This is a genomic window from Pseudomonas sp. P5_B2, from assembly GCF_056400445.1.
Window position 1 is genome coordinate 1 of record NZ_JBFULH010000346.1, and the last position, 4,385, is coordinate 4,385.

A 4,385-nucleotide genomic window follows, 5' to 3' on the forward strand; every position below is an offset into this window, starting at 1 on the left:
CTTCCAGCGCTGGGCGCCGGTGTCCGCATCCAGGGCGAAGACTTTGCCGTAGGCGGTGCAGGTGTAGACCGTGTCGCCGATTTGCAGCGGCGTGTTCTGATCTTCGGCGCCAGCGCCGGTACTTTCAGGGATGTCGCCCGTGCGGAAGGTCCACGCGACCTGCAACTTGTCGATATTGCCTTTGTTGATCTGGTCCAGCGCGGCAAATCGATTGCCGGCAGTGGTGTTGCCCCAATGAGCCCAGTCTTTTTGCTCTGTGCCCGGCGCCACCGGGGTTACCGTCGGTTCGACGGTGGCCTTGACTACATGCGTCGGCACGAACATGTAGGCCATCGTTGCGACGACCCCGACACCAAGGAGACCGGCCAAGCCATAAGCCCCGCGACCCGCCGTCGCGCCAGAAGAACGCACCAACGTCGGATAAATCAGCGCTACTACCACACCGATCACAGCGAACGCCAGTACACGGGAGACCAGCGGCCAGTATTCGAAACCGATGTCCCAGACGGCCCAAATCGCAGTCAGGATCAACGCCAGACCATACAGCCACGCGCCTAGTGGCTTGCAACGGGCAATCATCAGCCCGGACACCAACATCGCCAGGCCCATCAGCAAGAAGTAAGCACTGCCGCCAAGCGCAATCAGATAGCCGCCGCCACCCGCCAGGCCAAGCCCGATCAAGGCAATGAGCACACCCAGACCGCGCAGCAGCCATTTGCCGCCGACGGCAGCCTCAGAACTATTCATGTCGGTAATTTTCCCCATTTATGACAAGCGCGGAATAATGTACTACCTAGTTACTTATGGCAATTTGTCGCAGGTGAAAATTTACCGAACGGTAAGACGATCAGTTCGAATATCGGCCACAAGCGCCCTGTCGAACGAGCCTGTAACATGCTCAGCCATTGTTCCACGCCACTGGAGACGCCCCTTGCCTGACACACGCCCACCCGTTCTGGACGAGATCGACCGCCAATTGATCGCAGCCCTGCAAATCAACGCCCGCGAGAGCGTGGCCATGCTGGCACGACAATTGGGCATCGCTCGCACGACCGTGACCTCGCGATTGGCGCGACTGGAAAAAGCCAGGGTCATCACTGGTTACGGTGTTCGCCTCGGTCAGCGTGTGGTGGATGGCGGGTTGCAGGCGTATGTCGGGATCACCGTGCAGCCACGCTCCGGCAAAGAAGTGCTGCGTCGGCTCAGTGCGATGGCGCAGGTTCAGCAGTTGTGTGCGGTGAGTGGCGAATTTGATTATGTGGCGTGGTTGCGTACTGACTCGCCGGAGCAGCTGGATCAGTTGCTGGATCAGATTGGCAGTGTGGACGGGGTAGAGAAGACGACGACCTCGATCATCTTGAGTAGCAAGATTGATCGGGGGCAGCCGGTTTAGCTTTTGGGTTTGGGTGCTCTCGTGGCAGATCGGGCCTCATCGCGAGCAGGCTCACTCCTACAGGGGATCGGGTTTCGTCAGGTTGAACTGTATTGTCGTCATATTGATTTGTTTGTTGGCAAAACGACGACACATTGCGTCTTATTAACGTGTTCTATGCTCACTAGAATGGCTGCCATCTTTCCCTATACTCAGACGCGCATACCGCGTCGGGTCGCCAGCAAGGTCAGCCATGAACAAGAATAATCGCCATCCTGCAGACGGTAAGAAACCAGTCACCATTTTCGGCCCGGACTTTCCTTTCGCCTTCGACGACTGGATCGAACACCCGGCTGGCCTGGGCAGCATTCCTGCGCACAACCACGGTGCCGAGGTGGCGATTGTCGGCGCCGGCATCGCAGGTCTGGTGGCGGCTTATGAGCTGATGAAACTGGGCTTGAAACCGGTCGTCTACGAAGCCTCGAAAATGGGCGGTCGCCTGCGTTCCCAAGCGTTCAACGGCGCCGAAGGCATCATTGCCGAACTTGGCGGCATGCGTTTCCCGGTTTCGTCCACCGCGTTTTATCACTACGTCGACAAACTTGGCCTTGAGACCAAACCCTTCCCGAACCCGCTGACGCCCGCGTCGGGAAGCACTGTGATCGATCTGGAAGGCAAAACCCACTACGCACAGAAACTGGCGGATCTTCCTGCGTTATTCCAGGAAGTGGCTGACGCCTGGGCCGATGCGCTCGAAGCCGGCTCGCAGTTCGCCGATATCCAGCAAGCGATCCGCGACCGCGACGTGCCACGCCTCAAAGCGCTGTGGAACACCCTCGTGCCACTTTGGGACGACCGCACCTTCTACGACTTCGTCGCCACCTCCAAAGCCTTCGCCAAGCTGTCGTTCCATCACCGCGAAGTGTTCGGCCAGGTTGGTTTCGGCACCGGTGGATGGGACTCGGACTTCCCGAACTCGATGCTGGAAATCTTCCGCGTGGTCATGACCAACTGCGACGATCACCAGCACTTGGTGGTCGGTGGTGTGGAACAAGTGCCTCAGGGCATTTGGCGGCATGTGCCGGAGCATTGCGAGCACTGGCCTGAAGGCACCAGCCTCAGCTCGCTGCACAATGGCGCGCCGCGTACCGGGGTGAAAAAGATTGCCCATGCCGCCGATGGCCGTTTTGCCGTTACCGACAACTGGGGCGATACCCGCGAGTACGCCGCGGTGTTGACCACCTGCCAAAGTTGGCTGCTGACCACCCAGATCGAATRCGACGAAACCCTGTTTTCGCAAAAGATGTGGATGGCCCTCGACCGCACCCGCTACATGCAATCGTCGAAGACCTTCGTGATGGTCGACCGCCCATTCTGGAAGGACAAGGACCCGGAAACCGGTCGCGACCTGATGAGCATGACCCTCACCGACCGCCTGACCCGTGGCACTTATCTGTTCGATAACGGCGACGACAAGCCGGGGGTGATTTGCCTGTCGTACTCGTGGATGAGCGATGCGCTGAAGATGCTCCCGCAGCCGGTGGAAAAACGCGTAAAACTGGCGTTGGACGCATTGAAGAAGATCTACCCGAAAGTCGACATCGCTGCGCGCATCATCGGCGACCCGATCACCGTGTCGTGGGAAGCCGACCCACATTTCCTCGGCGCCTTCAAAGGTGCCCTGCCCGGTCATTACCGCTACAACCAACGCATGTACGCGCACTTCATGCAGGACAACATGCCAGCTGAACAACGCGGGATATTCATCGCTGGCGACGACGTTTCGTGGACGCCGGCGTGGGTGGAAGGCGCGGTACAGACCTCGCTCAACGCGGTGTGGGGCATAATGAAACACTTCGGCGGTGAAACTCACGCCGAGAACCCGGGTCCAGGAGATGTGTTCAACGAGATCGGACCGATCGCCCTGCCCGAGTAAGAGGAATCCGAAATGCGCGTAGCCCTTTACCAATGTCCACCGCTGCCACTGGATGTCGCCGGCAATCTGCAACGTCTGCATCAACTGGCGCTGGAGGCCAAAGGTGCCGACTTGCTAGTGGTTCCGGAAATGTTTCTGACCGGCTACAACATCGGCGTCGATGCCGTCAGCGTCCTCGCGGAGGTGCACAACGGTGAGTCGGCGCAACAGATTGCGCGCATTGCCAAGGCTACAGGGATCGCCATTTTGTATGGCTACCCGGAGCGCACCGAGGATGGGCAGATCTACAACGCCGTGCAGTTGATCGACGCCCAGGGTGAACGGTTATGCAATTACCGCAAGACTCACCTATTTGGCGATCTCGATCATTCGATGTTCAGCCCCGGCGGAGATGATTTTCCGCTGGTTGAACTCAACGGCTGGAAGCTTGGCTTCCTGATTTGCTACGACATGGAGTTTCCGGAAAACGCCCGACGTCTGGCCCTTGCCGGTGCCGAACTGATCCTGGTGCCGACGGCGAACATGATTCCCTACGACTTCATCGCTGACGTCACGGTCCGTGCCCGCGCCTTCGAGAACCAGTGTTATGTGGCCTATGCCAACTACTGCGGCCATGAAGACGAGATCCACTATTGCGGCCAGAGCAGCATCGCCGCTCCGGATGGCAGCCGCATCGCTCAGGCTGGTCTGGATGAAGCGCTGATTGTCGGCGAACTGGATCGCCAGTTGATGGTCGACTCACGCGCCGCCAATCGCTACTTCGTTGATCGCCGTCCCGAGCTTTACGGCGACCTTAACAAGCGCTGATCCCCTGTAATCCGCTAGCATTAGCGCTTCTCTGTTCTGGAAGTGCTCATGCCTGCGCTGAATCACCCTCGCCCCCACACTGAAACCCTGGCCAACGGCTTGCAGGTGACGCTGCGTCACACCCCGAATTTGAAGCGCTGCGCGGCGGTGCTGCGGGTCGCGGCGGGCAGTCACGATGTGCCGCTGGCCTGGCCCGGTCTGGCGCACTTTCTTGAGCATTTGCTGTTTCTTGGCACCGAGCGTTTTCCCGCAAGCGCAGGGCTGATGGCC

At 59.2% G+C, this 4,385-nt stretch carries 4 protein-coding genes and 1 pseudogene; 4 read left to right on the top strand and 1 reads right to left on the bottom strand.

Features of this window, described 5'->3' with window-relative positions:
• Nucleotides 1–747 (bottom strand): annotated as a pseudogene (locus AC1DRJ_RS20010) (membrane-bound PQQ-dependent dehydrogenase, glucose/quinate/shikimate family); the annotation flags it as partial.
• 184 nt (nt 748–931) lie between these two features.
• On the opposite strand from AC1DRJ_RS20010, the gene AC1DRJ_RS20015 reads away from it, so the two are divergent.
• From AC1DRJ_RS20015 to AC1DRJ_RS20030, 4 genes are all read left to right on the top strand, one after another.
• Nucleotides 932–1,393, top strand: coding sequence for an Lrp/AsnC family transcriptional regulator (locus AC1DRJ_RS20015; RefSeq protein ID WP_008067391.1), 462 nt, complete (start codon nt 932–934; stop codon nt 1,391–1,393).
• A 232-nt stretch (nt 1,394–1,625) separates the two neighbouring features.
• Nucleotides 1,626–3,308, top strand: a complete 1,683-nt coding sequence (locus AC1DRJ_RS20020; RefSeq protein ID WP_477803674.1) for a flavin monoamine oxidase family protein — start codon at nt 1,626–1,628, stop codon at nt 3,306–3,308.
• Nucleotides 3,309–3,320: 12 nt separating this feature from the next.
• A complete protein-coding gene (locus AC1DRJ_RS20025) occupies nt 3,321–4,115 on the top strand; it encodes a carbon-nitrogen hydrolase family protein (protein WP_477803675.1) in 795 nt (264 codons plus the stop codon).
• 48 nt (nt 4,116–4,163) lie between these two features.
• Nucleotides 4,164–4,385 (top strand): insulinase family protein (locus AC1DRJ_RS20030; RefSeq protein ID WP_477803676.1); only part of this gene is annotated, 222 nt, incomplete at its 3' end.